Raw genomic sequence first — 17,352 nt, forward strand, 5'->3', positions numbered from 1 at the left:
CATGTCCCTGCCCCACGCGATCCTCACCGCCCTGTTGGAGAAACCCTCCTCGGGACTGGAGCTGACCCGACGCTTCGACCGTTCCATCGGATACTTCTGGTCCGCCTCCCACCAGCAGATCTACCGAGAACTGGGGAAGTTGGAGCGGTCCGAGCTGATCCGGGCCCTGCCCAACGACTCCCCCACGCGGGGACAGCGCAAGGAGTACGAGGTACTGGCCGCGGGCCGCGCCGAACTGGAGCGTTGGGTGGGCGAGACCGAGGAGCCCCGTTCCCTGCGCGACACCCTGATGCTGCGGGTACGCGCCACAGGCGTCGTGGGTGTGGACCCCGACTTCGTGGCCGAACTGCGCCGGCACCGAGAGCTGCACGGCGAACGACTCGCCGAATACCGCGAGTTCCAGCGACGTGACGCGGCCCGAGGCCGAGGGACCGAACGCGACCGGGTCCAGGGGCTGGTCCTGCGGGGCGGGGTCGAGCTGGAGATGTTCTGGGTGAACTGGCTGGACAAGGCCATCGCCGAGCTCGGGGAGACCAAGGGCCCGACCGGGGGGACCTCCCCCTCCTGACGCTTCCGGGGCAAGAAAAAACCGCCCCCGGTGCTCCCGGGGGCGGCTGGTGGCGGTGGAGGAGGGATTTGAACCCTCGAAGGGTTGCCCCTTACCCGCTTTCGAGGCGGGCGCCATCGGCCACTAGGCGACTCCACCGAGAGGAACTCTACCGGATCCTGCGCCGTGCGAAAAACCGGGTGAGCAACCCCGAACACCTTTCGGCCACGTTTTCGCTGATCATCTCGGGTGGAATCACTTCAGGACGGTGGTTCTGCCGAGGGTCCCGGAGCAGGTCCCACATCGAACCGACCGCACCGGCCTTGGCGTCCCGCGCCCCGTAGACCACGCGATCCACTCGGGCGAGCACCGTGGCACCCGCGCACATCACGCAGGGCTCCAGGGTCACCACCAGCGTGCAGCCGCTCAGGCGCCACTCACCGCGTGCCTCGGCGGCCGCGCGCAGGGCCAGTACCTCCGCGTGCCCGGTCGGGTCACCCGTGGCCTCACGTTCGTTGTGGCCGCGCCCCAGCACCGTTCCGTCGGGTCCCAGCACGACCGCGCCCACGGGCACGTCGTCGGTCCTCAGGGCACGCTCCGCCTCGACCAGGGCTTCGAGCATCGCCGAGTCGGCCGTGGCACGGTCGATCCCGGGAAGGGTGCCCGTCACAGCCGCATCGAGTCGAGGAGTTCGGCGAAGCCGGTGCGTTCGGCCACCACCGCGAGGACGTCACCGGGCAGCACCCCGCCATCGGCGGAGAGGGACCGCAGTTCCTCGCCCGGCACCCCGAGGTCCGAGAGCAGACCGTCGTCACCGTCGGGACGCGGATCGGGGCGGGCTCCCGCGCTCTCCACCGGCATGGGGGCTCCCAGGCCACCGGCCTCGGAAAGGATCCCGGCCACCGGGTGATCGTGCACGACCCGACCGTCGGAGAGATAGACGCGCGGCTCGGAACCCATCACGTCCACACGCACGACGGCGAACCACTCGTCGTCGGCCTCCACCAGGAGCAGGGCCATGTCACTGCCCCACTCGGTCTCGTAGTCGAGCATGAGGTCGGTGATGTCGTCGATGACGTCCACATCACCGAGATCGACCTCGGTTCCGCGCCATGTCCCGCCGTTGGGAGCGAAGACAGCTGCGAAGGTCGACACGGCTCACTCTCCCGTCTCTCCAGGTCACTTCCGCAGGCGTCCTTACCCCATACCGTCGAGGACACGCTGAAAGGCCTGAGCGAATCCGAGACGTTCGGAGACGCTGGCGAGCACCTCGTCCGGATACAGGTCCAGGTCACCGGCGAGGGCGCCCAGTTCCATCTCGTCCAGGCCCAGGTCCGCGACCACGGACAGGTCGCCCGCGGGCAGGACCTGGTCGAGGTCGTCGTCGTGGGGAAGGTCGATGTCCAGGTAGTCGAGGACGTCCCTGGCCACCTGCCAGTCCACCGAGGCGGTCACGTCGGAAAGGAAGACGGTGACGTCCTCGCCGTACACCCGGACGATGATGAAGAAGTCGTCGCCTACGGACACCAGTCCGAGGGAACCGCTGATGCTCGGTTGTTGGCGCAGCGCGTGGATCAGACCCTTGAGGTCGTGCACCAGCGCGATGGGGAGGAGATCCACATCCCAGTACTCCTCTTCCCTGTATGCGACGGCCGCGAAGTCACCCGAGTCGTCGTCACCATGATCGAGCACTGTCATCGTCACCCCAACCCGGACGGTGTATCGGTGCGGACGAAGGGATCCGGCTCGCCCGTGCGAGTGTCATGGTAGCGATCACTCCCACCTCACAGCCTTCCTTCGTCCGCCATGGACCGGACCCACGTTCTCACGTCAGGAGGCTCCGGCGCGCCCCCGCATACGATCCCGGCACCCTTCTTCACGGCCTCGACACCTCGAACGGGGGCCGGGGTGCCCCGAGGCCCGCCCGAGACACCCCGGGTCGGGGTATACGCGCGGTTAGACTCGTGCCGGCCCCTCTACCCACACATCGCCCTGTCGCCCCAGCTCACCCGGAGAACGTTTTGGAAACCCTGGTCGTCGACCACCCCTTGGTCTCGCACAAACTGACCACCCTGCGCGACGTGCGGACCGACTCACCGACCTTCCGGCGGCTGACCGACGAGCTGGTGACCCTGCTCGCCTACGAGGCGACGCGAGATGTCCGAGTGACAGAGGTCACCATCGAGACCCCGCTCGTGCAGAGCACCGGATTCCAATTGTCGCGCCCGACTCCCTTGGTCGTTCCGATCCTGCGCGCGGGACTCGGCATGCTCGACGGCATGACCCGGCTGCTGCCCACCGCCGAGGTCGGGTTCCTGGGTATGGCCCGCAACGAGGAGACCCTGCAGCCGGCGACCTACGCCGACCGTCTTCCCCAGGACCTGTCCGGTCGCCAGTGCTACGTGCTCGACCCGATGCTGGCCACCGGTGGAACCTTGGCCGCCGCCCTGAAGCTGCTCGTCGAGCGCGGCGCCGATCACATCACCGCGATCTGCCTGCTGGTCGCTCCCGAGGGCCTGACCGCGGTGGAGCGGAAGCTGACGGAGAGCCTCCCGGAGAACCACGGGGCCACCCTTCGCGTGGTGACCGCGGCCGTCGACGAGCGCCTGAACGAGCAGGGCTTCATCCTGCCGGGACTCGGCGACGCCGGTGATCGCCTCTACGGCTGTTCCTGAGGCCGGGCCGCGGCTTCGTCGCATCCCACGCCCCGAGCGCCCGATCAGATCACTGATCGGGCGCTTTTTCGGCTCTTTCTGGTCGAAGCCGAATGAACGTCCGAAAATCGGGCATTGACCCCTCATGGCCGTGCCCCCGCCCGACGTCCCCCCTGGTCGAGCCCGCTTGATCGATCACACCGGAGACACGGCGCTGCTTTAGCCGAATTCATTTCGAGATTGGAACGTAACAGATTAGGGTGATCATGGTTCCTGACCACCCGTAACGGGGTAGATCAGCCCGACCGAAACCGCCCCGCCCCAGGGGCCAGGCCACCGAGACCCGGAACACCGCCCCCACATTCGAGGCGGCACTCCGGCTACCCCTCAGTGGCTACGCATAGCCCCCGTGCGCACACCCCCCGTGCCGTTCCGCCCGCAGCCCAGAAGGAGTGAGATGCCCGAGAACCCCTCCCCCTCGTCCACCCAGGCCGCCAGCGACCCCCACTTCAGTCCCGTCGTCAGTCGCCTTTCCACGGAGTTCTCCAACGTTCACCACTCCGCCACCGTTTCCCGGTGCGTGGACGCGGCTCGGCACGGAGCCCAGGACGTGACCGGACGAGCCACCCCGGACCTCGTCGAACGCATCGCACGACAACACCTACAGGTTCTGGCCCTGGCCTTCGCCGAACAACGTTGACCACTCGCGTGGGCTGTTTCGGCCCTGCATTACACAGAACTATGGAAGACCGGGAACCGACGCCGGGCCGGCGCCGGTGACCCCTCCCCGGGATCCGGACCTGCGGAACTCCACGGAACCTCCCACCCGGAACACGTTCGTCTGCGGTCTTCACCCCTTCTGACCTGCCTCTGGACAAAAAGGAATTTCGGACCGTCCTTCACAGGGACAACAACCTCACCGGAACCGGACACAGTCCGCAAGTGGCGAACGGCAGACATACCGCCACGCCGAGGGTGCGCTTAAGGCTTTACGGGCATGATGGTCGATGCAACAATCACTGCTGGGTTGGTGGGTCAGGTGGATTCCAAGGGGAGTCAGTCGTGGCGAAGTTGAAGAAATGGGGCGGATACGCGCTCATCGGTTTCGTGTTGTTTTATCTACTCACGCAACCGGAAAGTGCGGCCGGGGTGATCCAGGGTGCCCTGGGCGGCCTGATGGGCGGCGCGGAGTCGATGTCCCGCTTCGTCAACGCACTGCTGCCGTAGTCGTGAGGAAGCGGGTGCCATGAAGCTCGTCGCCTCAAGTAACGCGGCACCGGCATCGGTCAACCGCTATCTCCTGCCACATGAGCAGGACGTGGTGACCATCCGACGTCACCCCGCGGTCCTCATCGGACCGGTGGCGATCGTGTTGGCCGCGTTGATCCTCGCGGGGATCCTGAGCCAGACGATCGGCAGCGGTGCCGACGGCGGCGTCGTGCTCGCCGTCATCTGGTGGCTGTGGCTGCTGGTCCTGGTGTGGTTCGTCTGGCGGGTCGCGGAGTGGTCTGTGGACTACTTCGTCATCACGTCGGCCCGGCTGCTCCTGACCACGGGGTTGATCACCCGACAGGTGAACATGATGCCGTTGGGCAAGGTCACGGACATGCGGTTCGAACGCACCCTGCTCGGCCGGTTCCTCGGCTACGGAACCTTCGTCATGGAGTCCGCGGGTCAGGACCAGGCGCTCAGCAGGATCGACTTCATTCCCTACCCCGAGCAGCTCTACCTCGAGGTCGTGGGACTGATCTTCAAGGAGTGACCGGTACCCGCGTACGACGCTTCGAAGCACCCGTCTAGGTGGCGGGTGCTTCTTCGTGTCCGATCCTTGGCCGACCCCTCGCCGCGACCCGGGTTACCGGTTTGTTCATCTTGCGTTCACCTTGGAGGCGGTTCGAGCGCGAAATCCCCGGGTGGTCAGGTACGTCACGCCGTGCCGAATTGACTCTTAGATGAACAAAGGGTTAACATGAGCTATCTCAATAGGAAACGAGGAGGGCTCCATGGCACGCAGGACCGACCACGCGCCGCGCCCGTCCCGCTCGTTGACCACCCGTCGGCGCAATCGATCCGCTGCCCAGAGCCGCCGCCTCGCCGGCCTGGCTCCTCAGCCCACGCAGGTCCCTCGACCGCGCGAGAACACCGACGCGACCACTTCGGAGCACCCCATCCTTCACTGGGTTCTGATCACCGATGAGAGCGGACGCACCCGCCCCGAGGCCCGCTGGCTCTGACCGGCCGCCCGGACACACACCCCGAAGAGCCACCCGCACGACGCGGGTGGCTCTTCGCGTTCTCGGGCCGAACAGAGTCGGCTCATCGTTTTGTCGACAAATCGGCAAGACCATAAATCTAGATGAGGACAACCGAATATCCGCCTCTAGAGAAGCGGCGAGGGTGACTCCCGTCTCACGAAAACGGCCTTGACCTTGATTGAGACGAGACGCACCGTCTCACTCATGTTGCTTTAGATCCTTCCTCGCGCCGGACCGCCACGTTCCGAGCACCACGCGCCCACCTCCACACGGTGGGCGCGGCTCCGTCGGCGTCCCCACACCGCGATCAGGAAGGCCTTCGCCACCGGCGACCATCGGCTTTCGGCCGGCAGCGTATATGCGCGCCAATGACCGAAACCCATCCCTTCCCTACCGTGGCGCACAACCCCGGACCACACACGCGGCAGGAGGTCCCCATGCTCGGACCGCGTCACCGACGGCTTTCACAGATCACCCGGACGAACCGACCAACCATCTCTCCTCCGGTCCGGCGGAGGAACTGGAGGAGGCGCTGTCCCACCACACCGGAGCACTGGTGATCGTGACCCACGACCGACGCATGCGCGAGCGCTTCAGCGGCCGACATCTGTGCCTGGAGTCCGGCGAGATCCACGGCGACAAGTCGACGAATCTCTTTGTCGACATTTTGGCCAGCACATAAGTCGACTTATGGATTGACCGATACAACGGGGTGTGACCAAATCGATCACACCCCGTACTCGCCGACCGCCGAGGTTATCCCGGAGCCATGTCGACGAAGCGGCTGTAGTGGCCCTGGAAGGCCACGGTCACGTCGGCGGTGGGTCCGTTACGGTGCTTGGCCACGATGATGTCCGCCTCGCCGGCTCGCGGCGACTCCTTGTCGTGCACGTCCTCGCGGTACAGCAGGATGACCATGTCCGCATCCTGCTCGATGCTGCCCGATTCGCGAAGATCCGACACTTGTGGGCGTTTGTCAGTGCGCTGCTCGGGACCACGGTTGAGCTGGGAGAGCGCCACCACGGGCACCTCCAACTCCTTGGCCAGAAGCTTGAGCGAACGCGACATCTCGGAGACCTCCTGCTGGCGGCTCTCCACCCGACCGGGCGAGCTCATCAGTTGGAGGTAGTCGACGATCACCAGCTTGAGGTCGTGCTGCTGCTTGAGCCGACGACACTTGGCCCGGATCTCCATCATCGACATGTTCGGGGAGTCGTCGATGAACAAGGGCGCACTCGCCACCTCGCCCATACGTCTGGCCAGCCGCGCCCAGTCGTCGTCGGTCATCAACCCCGAACGCATGGTGTGCAGCGGCACCCGCGCCTCGGCGGAGAGCAGACGCATGACGATCTCGTTGCGCCCCATCTCCAGACTGAAGAAAACGGACGTCATCTCGTTCTTGATAGACGCAGCACGGGCGAAATCCAAGGCCAGGGTCGATTTTCCGACGGCGGGCCGAGCGGCGATGATGACCATCTGGCCGGGGTGGAGGCCGTTGGTGAGGGCGTCGAAGTCGGCGAAGCCGGTGGGGACACCGGTCATGCTGCCGTCGTTCGCGCCGATGGCCTCGATCTCGTCCAAGGCGCCCGGCATGATGTCGCCGAGGACGACGTAGTCCTCACCGGTGCGCTTCTCGGCGACCTTGTAGATCTCCGCCTGGGCGTGGTCGACCAGGTCGTCGACCTCTCCGTCGCCGGAGTAACCGATCTGCGCGATGCGGGTGCCCACCTCGACCAGGCGGCGCAGGACCGCGCGGTCGGAGACGATCTTGGCGTAATAGCCGGCGTTGGCCGCGGTGGGGATCGCTTCGGTGAGGGTGTGCAGGTAGGGGGCGCCGCCGACACGGGTGGCCTCGCCGCGCTTGGTCAGTTCGGCGTTGACCGAGATGGCGTCGACCGGCTCGCCACGGGAGAACAGGTCTACGACGCTCTCGTAGATGATCTGGTGCGCGGGTCGGTAGAAGTCCGCGGACCGAATGATCTCGACGACCTGGCTGATGGCGTCCTTGGACAGGAGCATGCCGCCCAGGACGCTCTGTTCGGCCTGGATGTCATGCGGTGGGGTGCGCTCGTATCCGCCTGCTTCAGGTGGTTGCTCGGCGACACTCACGGACTACTCCCCACACCGGACGCGTGCGTCGGCCCGGGTCCGGGCCGACCCTTCCAGCATGCCCCATCCGGGTGACGGGGGACGCCGTGAGGGAGGCCTGTGGACACCCCTTTACCATCACATCCCCAGCCCCATGGGGCATTGTGCGCAGAGGTTATGCACATCACCTGTGGATAACTATGCCACCAGTCACCCATAACCCATTTGAACTGCGAAAACGCGCTTCTCTACCAAGACGTGCAAGATGTCTCACGAGGAGGCTTTCCACAGGTTATCCACAGGCCTTCGACAGCCTGTGGACAACCTCACCCCACCCGTCGAACGCCTGTCCGGTACTGTGGCTCTGCCATGGCCACATTCCTCTCGGCGGCCCCCTTCCGACACCGCCACGACCGCGAGATCTTCGCCCTCGCCATCCCCACGTTCTTCGCCCTCATCGCCGAACCGCTCTTCCTGCTCACCGACTCCGCCATCGTCGGTTCGCTCGGCACCCAGGCCCTCGGTGGTCTCGGCGTCGCCGGACAGGTGCTGCTGACCCTGGCGGCGGTGTGCGTCTTCCTCGCCTACGGCACGACCGCCGCCGTCGCCCGCAAGTTCGGCGCGGGAGACATCCCCGGCGGCATGCGCGACGGTGTGGACGGGCTCTGGCTCGCGGTCCTGCTGGGTATCGCCGCGATCGGCATCGGTTGGCCGCTCGGCCCGTGGATGATCGACCTCCTCGGCGCCTCCCCCGAAGTGGCCCCGTACGCGATCATCTACCTGCGCATCAGCCTGCTCAGCACCCCGTTCCTGTTGATCATCATGGCGGGCACGGGAGTGCTGCGCGGGTTGCAGGACGCCCGTACCCCGCTGATGGTGGCGGTCTCCTCCTACATCGGCAACGCGATCCTGTGCGCCACGTTCGTCCTGGTCCTGGACTGGGGCATCGCCGGTTCCGCGTGGTCGACGGTGCTCGCCCAGGGGGCGGGCGCGTTCTGGTACGTGGCCACCATCGTCCGCGCCGCCCGTCGCGAGGGTGTCTCCCTGATGCCGAGTGTGGCGGGACTGAAGGCCTCGGCCTCGGCCGGGTTCGCACTGTTCCTACGCAGTGTGTCCATGCGTGTGGTGGCGCTGGTGACCACTGCGGTGGCCGCCCGGTTGGGAGACGAGTCGATCGCCGCGCACCAGGTGAGCTACAACATCTGGGCGCTGCTGGTCTTCGCCATGGACGCCATCGCCATCGCGGGGCAGTCGATCGTCGGCCGCTATCTGGGGGCGGGGGATGTTCGAGGCACCAAGGACACCACTCGGCGCATGATCGAATGGGGGGTGTTGTCGGGCCTGGTGTTCATGGTCCTGGTGTTCCTGGTGCTGCCGTGGGCGCACCTTCCGTTCACCTCGGATCCCCGGGTGGCCGGGTTGATCATGGCCTCCCTGGTCGTCGTGGCGCTGATGCAGCCGCTCAGCGGAGTGACCATGGTCCTCGACGGAGTACTGATGGGCGCCGGGGACCAGCGTTACCTGGCGTGGGCCTCCCTGTGGACGATGCTGGCCTTCCTGCCGTTCGCCCTGGTCCTTCCACACCTGGCCACGTCCCAGACCTGGGGTCTGGTGGGCCTGTGGATCGCCTTCGCCGTATGGATCCTGGCCCGGGCCATCACTCTCGGCCTTCGCGCGCGTGGTACCGCCTGGTTGGTCACCGGCGCGACGCGTCCCTGAGGGGCACCCTCGCGAACGCAGGACCCGCCCCCGACCGTCGTGTCGAGGGCGGCGACGGGTGGGCCCGGGTCAGAAGGACGCGTCGAGGTCCCCGATCGTGGGGCCGTGGTAGAAGGTGGCGGTCCGTTCCGCCTCCGGCGCGCCGGGGAAGCTCGGCAGCTGTTCCACGGCGAGTTCCTCGCCGGCGTATCGGCTCAGGTGAGCGAGCTGTTCCCGCAGGCGGCTCCCCACGTCGTTCCGGAGCTTGGGGAGCATCGAGTAGAGCTTGTCCCCCGGGCAGTTGGTGGAGTTGTAGTCGCGGTGCCCCACGATCGCGTCCTGCGGATCCAACCGGTACACCAGGCACAGCCAGGTACAGGTGTCCACCAACGCCGACATCAGCGCCTCCGGCGGGGTCGCCGAGGTATAGGTGCCCTCGTTCTCGATCCCGATGGTGTGCGAGTTGTGGTCGGCGGTGTGCGCGCCCAGGACGTGCTTGCCGTCGCCGATGGCCTGAAGGGTCTTGTCGCGCCCTTCCATGATGTGGCCACCTCGGCTGATGGTGAGCTGCTGACCGGTGTCGATCCAGCCGTTGCTGTCCATGTGGTGCTTCTGAATGGATCGGGACAGGGCGGCGGCGTGGCTGGTGGACGTGTCGGACACGTTGCCGGTCGCGGTGTGGTGGACGACGATGTGCGTCGGCCCCTTGCCCAGGATGTCCACCGATCCCTTCGGCGATCGGGCCTTCCAGTTCGACCTGGTGTACACCTTGGGTGTCGCGGAGGCCGAAGCCCGGCCCACGGCGGAAACCCCCAGTGCGCCACCGAGGAGCACTCCCCCGGCGGCCAGAACCGTTCCGCGCAGCATCGTCCTGCGGCCCACCGCGAACGGGTGGTCGTTCTCGGGTCGTCTCTCAATGGCCATCGGTATGCTGTCCTCTCCGTGAGGAGCGTCGCGGGACACGACGCAACACAGAGAACACGATAAGTTACAAAGAGTAGCCAAAGGGAGGTTCTCGCCGGCCGGGCGTGTTCGCCGGACGGCAAGAACCCCGCCCCTCCGAGGAGGAACGGGGTTCAAGAACTGGAAAGGGTCGACGACTAGGCGCCGACGATCTCCAGCTTGATCGAGGCGGAGACCTCAGGGTGCAGGCGGACCTGGACCTTGTGGGCACCGACCGACTTGATCGGGTTCTTGATCTCGACGCGGCGCTTGTCCAGCTCGGGACCACCGGCGGCCTTGACGGCCTCGACGATGTCCGCGGGCGTGACCGAACCGAAGAGACGACCTCCCTGGCCGGCACGCTGCTTCAGGCGCACGGTCAGAGCGTTGACCTGGCCGGCGACCTGCTGGGCCTCGTCCAGGGTGCGGATGTCACGCGCCTTGCGGGCACGCTGGATCAGGTCGATCTGCTTCTGCCCACCACGGGTCCACCGAATGGCGACCCCACGGGGGAGCAGGTAGTTGCGTCCGTAACCGTTCTTCACCTCGACGACATCGCCGGGGGCTCCGAGACCGTTGACCTCGTGGGTCAAAATCAGCTTCACGACAAAAACCTCCCTCGGATATCGCCGCTAGCGAGCGGTGCTGGTGTAGGGCAGCAGGGCCACCTCGCGCGCGTTCTTGATCGCGGTCGCGACGTCGCGCTGGTGCTGGGTGCAGTTGCCGGTCACCCGACGGGCACGGATCTTGCCGCGCTCGGAGATGAACTTACGGAGAAGCGTGGTGTCCTTGTAGTCGATGTAGGACTGCTTCTCGTGGCAGAACAGGCAAACCTTCTTCTTGGGCTTGCGTGCTGGGGGCTTAGCCATCGTGGTGCTCCTTCGCAAGAGCCCCGGGGTCCACCCGGGGATGGGCTGGGACATGGAAAGGGTGACTCGGTGCCGTTTCGGGCTCCGTGTCGGGTGTTACGTGGGGCCGTGGGGCCGGGCTAGAACGGGGGCTCGTCGGAGAATCCTCCGCCGCCGCCACCACCGAAGCCGCCGCCACCACCGCCGCCGTTGGTCGCCCACGGGTCGTCGGCGGGAGGACCGCTGCGGCCGCCCTGGCCGCCCTGCGGGCCGCCGAAGCCGCCGCCCTGGTTCCCGTAGCCGCCGCCCTGAGGCTGGCCGCCACCGAAACCGCCGCCACCGCCACCACCGCCGCCGAAGCCGCCGCCACCCTGGCGCTGCGTCTTCGTCACCTTCGCGGTGGCGCTACGCAGAGCCGGGCCGACCTCTTCGACGTCGATCTCGAAGACGGTGCGCTTCTCGCCCTCGCGGGTCTCGTAGGAACGCTGCTTCAGGCGGCCTTGCACGATGACGCGCATGCCACGCTGAAGAGTCTCCGCCACGTTCTCCGCGTACTGCCGCCAGACACTGCAGGTGAGGAACATGGACTCGCCGTCCTTCCACTCCCCCGACTGACGGTCGAAGGTGCGGGGCGTCGAGGCCACACGGAAGCTGGCGACCGCGGCTCCACTGTTAGTGAAGCGCAGTTCAGGGTCGTCGACGAGGTTGCCGACGAGCGTGATCTGGGTTTCGCCTGCCATGGATCGGCTCCGGTTCGAGATAGTTCGGATCAGGCGGTTCGCCTGGTCCCCGCATCATCCCTGTCGCCTAGGACAGAACGAACGGGGCACAGGGGGTCGGGCACCGAAGTGCCTAGTGAACCTCGGGACGCAGAACCTTGGTGCGAAGCACGGACTCGGCGATACCGAACTGCCGGTTGAGCTCCTTGACCGTCTCGGTCTTGGCGGTCAGGTCGATGACCGCGTAGATGCCCTCGGAGTTCTTCTCGATGTCGTAGGCGAGACGACGCTTGCCCCAGATCTCCGTCTTCTCGACCGAACCGCCGTCCTCGCGGACGACGTTCAGGAAGTTCTCCAGCGACGGGGCGACGGTGCGCTCGTCGAGGTTCGGGTCGAGGATGACCATGATTTCGTAACGACGCATAGGCGTACGTTCCTCCTCTGGACTGTCGCGGCCATGGAATCTCCATGGCAGGAGGGCAGGAGCCCGGGGTCTCACCGTCCCGATCGGACCGGGGGCGCACCACTCGGACTCTGAGCCATACGGGAGTCAAGGTTACCAGCAGCCGAATACCACCCGGGATGCCTTGTGGATACTTCGGACGCGCCCGATATCGCCTCGACGTTCCGGGAAACGGGGAAACGAACGGGGCCGGTGCCCGAGGTTCTCCCTCGGGCACCGGCCCCGTGAACCGGCGGCGTACCGCCCGGTCAGTCCGGGATCACTCCCTGGGCCTGAACAGGCTGTTGTTGACGCCGCCCTGCTGCTGCTCGTTCTCACCCGGGAACCCGGGCTCCTCGGTCTCCTCTTCCTCGCAACCCGGCATGCCCGGGAAGAAGCACTCATCCGGGTCATCGGACGGCTCGGACGGCTCGCAGTTCAGGTCCGCCGGGTCGCACTCCGGTTCGCTGGGCTCCTCGCTCGGCTCCTCGCTCGGCTCCTCGCTCGGCTCCTCGCTCGGCTCCTCGCTGGGCTCCTCGCTGGGAGGGGGCGTGGGCAGGTAACTCAGCTCGTCACCGACCCACTGGGGTTCGGGGAACTGCTGGTGTTCCTGCCCCTCCATGGCGGTCTCCATGAAGGCCTTCCAGACCTTCGCGGAGGTGGTACCACCGTAGACGTCACCGAGCTCGGCACCGAAGTCGAGCGGTTGGGCCTCGGCCCGGCTCAAACCCACCGCGGCCGACAGTTGCGGGGTGTACCCCACGAACCAGGCCGAGACGGCGTCGGAGGAGGTACCGGTCTTGCCCGCCACGGGGCGGCCGTCGGCCAGGGCGGCGTTACCGGCACCGCCTTCCAGGACCGCCTGCTGCATGGCGTAGGTGGCGTCCGCGGCGACCGCCTGGCTGAGGACCTCCTTGCCGGCCTCGATCTCCTCCGCGTCGTCGGGTTCCAGCACCGTGCCGTCGGCGGTCTGCAACTCGGTGACCATGTGGGCGGGGAAGTGCCGCCCCTCGGCCGCGAAGGTGGCGTACCCGCTGGCCATGTCGAGCGAGTTCACCTGGTGCGTGCCCAGGGCGATCAACGGACCGACGGTGGACGTGGTCTGCCGGTCCGGGTGCACGCCCATCTCGACCGCCAGCTCGTCGACCCGGGACTCACCGACCTCGATGGCCAGTTCCACGTAGCTGGTGTTGACCGAGTCCGCGGTGGACTGGATGAGGTCCACGTTGCCGTAGTCGACCTCGCCGGAGTTGATCACCGGGCTGGCCAGGCCGGGGAACTCGCGTCCGCTGTCCCCGTTGAACTGGCTGCGCAGGCCGATGTTGTCGGACAGGGCCCGGGCCAACACGTAGGGCTTGTAGGCCGAACCCGCCTGGGTCTGGTGGACCAGGGAGTTGTTGATCACCGTGGAGACGTCAGGTCCACCGTTGAACGCGACGATCCGCCCGGTGGTGGGCTCCACCGCGGTGAGGCCGTGCATGGTGTCGTCGGCCGCGCTCTCGGGGAGGACGTTGAACGCCTCCTCGGCCGCGACCATCAGTTCCTGGTCCAGGGAGGTCTTGATGACCAAACCCTTGGTGGCGATGTCGGCGCCGGTGATGCCCGAGCCCTCGTACCGCCGTTCGACCTCGTTGATCACGGCCTGACGGACGTACCCCTGTCTGGGGTCACCGCCCGTCTCCTCGGGGTTGTAGTCGATCCGCTCGGGGATCTCCAAGGCCTCGGCCTCGGCCCGGGGAAGACCACGTTCTCCGCCGGTCTCCTCGTGCATCAGGGCCAGCTGTTCCTGAACGTAGGGCCAGCGCTCGTCGTTGAGGTAGGTCTCGGTCCAGGAACCCTCTTCGGGGTTCTCGAAGTTGCTGGGCATCTGGATGATGAGGCCCAGGAAGGCGCCCTCGGCGCTGTCGAGCTCGCCCACGCTCTTGCCGAAGTACTCCTGCGCGGCCATCTCGATGCCGGAGGCACCGCGGCCGAAGTAGATCGTGTTGAGGTAGATCGTGAGGATCTCGTCGTGCTCGACCTGCTGGCTGAGCTTGATCGAGATGAAGATCTCGCGGATCTTGCGGGTCAGCGGCTCTTCGCCCTGAAGGTCGTTGTAGTAGCCGCGGGCCATCTGCTGGGTGATGGTCGAGCCACCACCGGCCTCGCCGCGGGAGAGCAGGGCGCGACCGATACCCATGATGTTGATGCCCGGGTCCTCGTAGAAGGTGCGCTGCTCGGCGGCGAGCACACCGTCGACGACCGTGGCCGGGATGTCCTCGCGCTGGACCGCGACGCGCTGGACGTCTCCGGTGGTGAGGGCGAGTTCGCCCTCCTCTTCCTCCCCGGCGCCGGCCCAGTAGATCTGGGTGGCGGACATCTGGTTCTCGGCGTTCTCGTCCAGCTCGTTGGCGTCGGGGGCCATGGAGTACAGGACCGCGAAGGTGGCCACACCGGCGATGAACATCAGACCGCAGAAGGCCAGCGCGGGCTTCCACGCCTTGGACATGAAGCGCTTGAACCAGTGGCGGTCGTCCGGTTCCTCCTCGCGGGAACGTCGGCGTCCACCGCCACCACCACGGCCTCCGGCGCCTCCGGCGGCTCTGGATCCTCTGCCCGGAGCGCGGCGGCCCTCGGAGCGGGAACCGTGTTCGCGTTCGCGGGGGTCACGAGGGCCCGACGTGGTCCTGCGGCGCCCACCGGCGCGCGGGTCGTCGGGGCGACGACGGGGGCGGTCCCCGCCCTCAGGGCTGCGGCGCCTGCCCTCTTCCGGGCGGCGCGGACGCTCGCCGTCCTCGGGGCGGCGGCGTCGTGCGCCTTCGGGGCGTTGGGGTCGGCCGCCATCGGCGCGGCGGCGTCCGCCCTCGGGGCGCGGACGTCCTTCGGCGCGGGATCCGGCCTCGGGCGGGCGCGGCCTACGCGGGGCGGCGTCGTCGTCGCCTCCCCAGAAGCCTCCTTCGTCCGCGGGATCGGGGCGGCGTCGTCCGCCGGCACGTTCCCCCCGGGGCGGGCCGTCGGCCCTACGCCTTCCGCCGTCACCGCGCGGACCGTCGCCCGGGCCGTCGGCCCGGCGACGGCCGCCTTCGGCACTCCGTCGTCGTTCGGTACTCACGTGGTCCTCGATTGCCTCTCACGGCCGGTCGGCCTGACGATTCCTTGGTGGAAGGGGGACTGTCCCCCCTGGGGGATCGGTGATTCGCGACCTGTTCACGGTGTACCGGCGTGGTTCTGGGCCGGATCAGCCTGGTTTTCCACCGCTGTCGCCTGTCGTTCAAGGCTTGATAAAGAGACGCCCAACCCTGGGTGAGGGTTTTCAACAGGTCGCGAAGACGTTGGCCGCTACTTCCTCCTGGTCGTTGGCCTGCGGGTGCGCATCCCCTGCTCAGCGGCCTTTTCGGGCCGATCTGAACGTCGCCGCGGCGGTGGCTCGGTTCGGGGGTTCTACCGGCCGCACACGCAAATCATGAGTCACGGTAGAGCGATCGAACGGTATTGCACAACCCACGCGCGAGGGTATCGCGCACTTCGCCCGACTTGTTACCGTGCGCCGGTTTGGCGGCGTCGTCGCAGGTCACAGCCTCGACTATGAGCACCATCCCGCATGTGACGGCGATCACTCAAATGCGCGACCGTGGCCATCGACCCAGTTGGGAGCCGTGATGTGACATCACCCGTGCGAATTCCTCGGGATGGTGGGCACCTTCTCCTGTTCGCTGTGGGCCATGAGACCCCTCGAGTGCCACGTGACATGCGTTCTCACGGCGAAAGCGAAGATAGAGTCATAGCAGACAAACCAGCCAGACAAGCACAGTTCGCCCTCGTAACCGACGGCCCTGAGGGGGAACAGAACCTTCGTGCGCGCTGCTGACCACATACGGAATACGGACGCAGGATGACGACCCCCGGACCGCCGTCGGCGTGGGGCCGTCGCCATGCGCCGTGGAATCCATGTTCGCGAAGAAGAAGGAGCAAGGACCAATGGGTTCGGTACGTGTAGCCGTCGTGGGCGTCGGCAACTGTGCGGCGTCACTCGTCCAAGGCGTGCATTACTACAAGGACGCCGACCCGGACTCCCGGGTCCCTGGCCTGATGCATGTCCGGTTCGGCCCGTACCACGTGCGCGACATCGAGTTCGTCGCCGCCTTCGACGTGGACGCCAAGAAGGTCGGCCACGACCTCGCCGACGCGATCGCCGCCAGTGAGAACAACACCATCAAGATCTGTGACGTCCCGCCGACCGGCGTGACCGTCATGCGCGGCCCGACCTACGACGGTCTGGGCATGTACTACCGCGAGACGATCCAGGAGTCTTCCGAGGACGCCGTGGACGTGGTCGCCGCTCTCAAGGCGAGCAAGGCCGACGTCCTGGTCTCCTACCTCCCCGTGGGATCGGAGGAGGCCGACAAGTTCTACGCCCAGTGCGCCATCGACGCCGGAGTGGGCTTCGTCAACGCCCTCCCGGTGTTCATCGCCTCCGACCCCGAGTGGGCCGAGAAGTTCACCAAGGCCGGGGTGCCGATCGTCGGTGACGACATCAAGTCCCAGATCGGCGCGACCATCACCCACCGGGTGCTGTCCAAGCTGTTCGAGGACCGGGGCGTGGTCGTGGACCGCACCTACCAGCTGAACTTCGGCGGCAACATGGACTTCAAGAACATGTTGGAGCGCGAGCGGCTGGAGTCCAAGAAGATCTCCAAGACCCAGTCGGTCACCTCGCAGATCCCGCACGAGCTCAACGCCGGCGCGGTGCACATCGGCCCCTCGGACCACGTGCCGTGGCTGGACGACCGCAAGTGGGCGTACATCCGGTTGGAGGGGCGCGCGTTCGGTGACGTCCCGCTGAACCTGGAGTACAAGCTGGAGGTGTGGGACTCCCCCAACTCGGCCGGCATCATCATCGACGCGGTCCGCGCCACGAAGATCGCCATGGACCGCGGTATCGGTGGTCCGATCCTGGCTCCGTCCTCCTACTTCATGAAGTCGCCGCCAGAGCAGTACAGCGACGCCCACGCCCACGACGCGGTGGAACAGTTCATCTCGGGTGAGCACGGTATCTCGGGCGAGCACGGTATCGCGGGTGACGAGTAGCCCGCGGGTCGCGTAGGAAACAGGAAGAGGCGCCGCCCGGGGCCGTAGCGGTCCCGGGCGCCCCCGTCTCTCCCTTCCTCCCCTCCCCGGGC

Annotated in this window: 18 protein-coding genes and 1 tRNA gene; 8 read left to right on the top strand and 11 right to left on the bottom strand. The window is 66.9% G+C overall.

What is annotated here, in order from left to right:
• The first annotated feature begins 1 nt into the window (after position 1).
• Positions 2 to 568 carry a PadR family transcriptional regulator gene (locus ACWGKS_RS16370; protein WP_358508731.1) on the top strand — a complete coding sequence of 189 codons (567 nt, stop codon included), beginning with the start codon at positions 2 to 4 and terminating at the stop codon, positions 566 to 568.
• A gap of 50 nt (positions 569 to 618) precedes the next feature.
• Here the strand turns inward: ACWGKS_RS16370 and ACWGKS_RS16375 are convergent.
• The 4 genes from ACWGKS_RS16375 to ACWGKS_RS16390 all read right to left on the bottom strand — a co-directional run bounded on the left by ACWGKS_RS16375 (position 619) and on the right by ACWGKS_RS16390 (position 2,245).
• Positions 619 to 706: transfer RNA gene (locus ACWGKS_RS16375), tRNA-Ser, on the bottom strand.
• Positions 707 to 716: 10 nt separating this feature from the next.
• Positions 717 to 1,169: a nucleoside deaminase gene (locus ACWGKS_RS16380; RefSeq protein WP_358508743.1), complete on the bottom strand. Its 453-nt coding sequence runs from the start codon at positions 1,167 to 1,169 to the stop codon at positions 717 to 719.
• A 44-nt stretch (positions 1,170 to 1,213) separates the two neighbouring features.
• Positions 1,214 to 1,702, bottom strand: coding sequence for a tRNA adenosine deaminase-associated protein (locus ACWGKS_RS16385; protein ID WP_358508730.1), 489 nt, complete (start codon positions 1,700 to 1,702; stop codon positions 1,214 to 1,216).
• A 42-nt stretch (positions 1,703 to 1,744) separates the two neighbouring features.
• Complete coding sequence (locus ACWGKS_RS16390) at positions 1,745 to 2,245, bottom strand: tRNA adenosine deaminase-associated protein (RefSeq protein WP_067598185.1); 501 nt, start codon at positions 2,243 to 2,245, stop codon at positions 1,745 to 1,747.
• 323 nt (positions 2,246 to 2,568) lie between these two features.
• Here ACWGKS_RS16390 and upp point away from each other — a divergent pair, with 323 nt between their 5' ends.
• The 5 genes from upp to ACWGKS_RS16415 all read left to right on the top strand — a co-directional run bounded on the left by upp (position 2,569) and on the right by ACWGKS_RS16415 (position 5,435).
• Positions 2,569 to 3,222: a uracil phosphoribosyltransferase gene (gene upp, locus ACWGKS_RS16395; protein WP_358508728.1), complete on the top strand. Its 654-nt coding sequence runs from the start codon at positions 2,569 to 2,571 to the stop codon at positions 3,220 to 3,222.
• Positions 3,223 to 3,658: 436 nt separating this feature from the next.
• Positions 3,659 to 3,901, top strand: coding sequence for a hypothetical protein (locus tag ACWGKS_RS16400; RefSeq protein ID WP_358508726.1), 243 nt, complete (start codon positions 3,659 to 3,661; stop codon positions 3,899 to 3,901).
• Positions 3,902 to 4,263: 362 nt separating this feature from the next.
• Complete coding sequence (locus tag ACWGKS_RS16405) at positions 4,264 to 4,428, top strand: hypothetical protein (RefSeq protein WP_358508724.1); 165 nt, start codon at positions 4,264 to 4,266, stop codon at positions 4,426 to 4,428.
• A 19-nt stretch (positions 4,429 to 4,447) separates the two neighbouring features.
• Positions 4,448 to 4,963, top strand: a complete 516-nt coding sequence (locus ACWGKS_RS16410; protein ID WP_067598195.1) for a PH domain-containing protein — start codon at positions 4,448 to 4,450, stop codon at positions 4,961 to 4,963.
• Positions 4,964 to 5,204: 241 nt separating this feature from the next.
• The gene (locus ACWGKS_RS16415) at positions 5,205 to 5,435 is read left to right on the top strand and encodes a hypothetical protein (RefSeq protein ID WP_358508722.1); all 231 of its coding nucleotides are present in this window, start codon (positions 5,205 to 5,207) and stop codon (positions 5,433 to 5,435) included.
• A gap of 777 nt (positions 5,436 to 6,212) precedes the next feature.
• On the opposite strand, the gene dnaB is transcribed toward ACWGKS_RS16415, so the two are convergent.
• Complete coding sequence (gene dnaB, locus ACWGKS_RS16420) at positions 6,213 to 7,565, bottom strand: replicative DNA helicase (protein WP_067598201.1); 1,353 nt, start codon at positions 7,563 to 7,565, stop codon at positions 6,213 to 6,215.
• Between the two features lie 348 nt (positions 7,566 to 7,913).
• On the opposite strand from dnaB, the gene ACWGKS_RS16425 reads away from it, so the two are divergent.
• Positions 7,914 to 9,263, top strand: coding sequence for an MATE family efflux transporter (locus ACWGKS_RS16425; RefSeq protein WP_358508720.1), 1,350 nt, complete (start codon positions 7,914 to 7,916; stop codon positions 9,261 to 9,263).
• Between the two features lie 69 nt (positions 9,264 to 9,332).
• Here the strand turns inward: ACWGKS_RS16425 and ACWGKS_RS16430 are convergent, their stop codons facing one another.
• The 6 genes from ACWGKS_RS16430 to ACWGKS_RS16455 all read right to left on the bottom strand — a co-directional run bounded on the left by ACWGKS_RS16430 (position 9,333) and on the right by ACWGKS_RS16455 (position 15,284).
• Complete coding sequence (locus ACWGKS_RS16430; protein WP_358508718.1) at positions 9,333 to 10,166, bottom strand: peptidoglycan recognition protein family protein; 834 nt, start codon at positions 10,164 to 10,166, stop codon at positions 9,333 to 9,335.
• Positions 10,167 to 10,342: 176 nt separating this feature from the next.
• Positions 10,343 to 10,789 carry a 50S ribosomal protein L9 gene (gene rplI, locus ACWGKS_RS16435; protein ID WP_067598210.1) on the bottom strand — a complete coding sequence of 149 codons (447 nt, stop codon included), beginning with the start codon at positions 10,787 to 10,789 and terminating at the stop codon, positions 10,343 to 10,345.
• 27 nt (positions 10,790 to 10,816) lie between these two features.
• Positions 10,817 to 11,053, bottom strand: a complete 237-nt coding sequence (gene rpsR / locus ACWGKS_RS16440) for a 30S ribosomal protein S18 (RefSeq protein WP_067598213.1) — start codon at positions 11,051 to 11,053, stop codon at positions 10,817 to 10,819.
• Between the two features lie 119 nt (positions 11,054 to 11,172).
• The gene (locus ACWGKS_RS16445; RefSeq protein WP_358508715.1) at positions 11,173 to 11,772 is read right to left on the bottom strand and encodes a single-stranded DNA-binding protein; all 600 of its coding nucleotides are present in this window, start codon (positions 11,770 to 11,772) and stop codon (positions 11,173 to 11,175) included.
• Between the two features lie 112 nt (positions 11,773 to 11,884).
• The gene (gene rpsF, locus ACWGKS_RS16450) at positions 11,885 to 12,175 is read right to left on the bottom strand and encodes a 30S ribosomal protein S6 (protein WP_067598220.1); all 291 of its coding nucleotides are present in this window, start codon (positions 12,173 to 12,175) and stop codon (positions 11,885 to 11,887) included.
• Positions 12,176 to 12,473: 298 nt separating this feature from the next.
• On the bottom strand, positions 12,474 to 15,284 hold the full coding sequence (locus ACWGKS_RS16455) for a transglycosylase domain-containing protein (protein ID WP_358508713.1): 2,811 nt from the start codon (positions 15,282 to 15,284) through the stop codon (positions 12,474 to 12,476).
• Between the two features lie 866 nt (positions 15,285 to 16,150).
• On the opposite strand from ACWGKS_RS16455, the gene ACWGKS_RS16460 reads away from it, so the two are divergent.
• Positions 16,151 to 17,260: an inositol-3-phosphate synthase gene (locus ACWGKS_RS16460; protein ID WP_358508711.1), complete on the top strand. Its 1,110-nt coding sequence runs from the start codon at positions 16,151 to 16,153 to the stop codon at positions 17,258 to 17,260.
• Positions 17,261 to 17,352: the final 92 nt, after the last annotated feature.

The sequence above is a fragment of the Nocardiopsis sp. NPDC055879 genome (genome assembly GCF_053615935.1).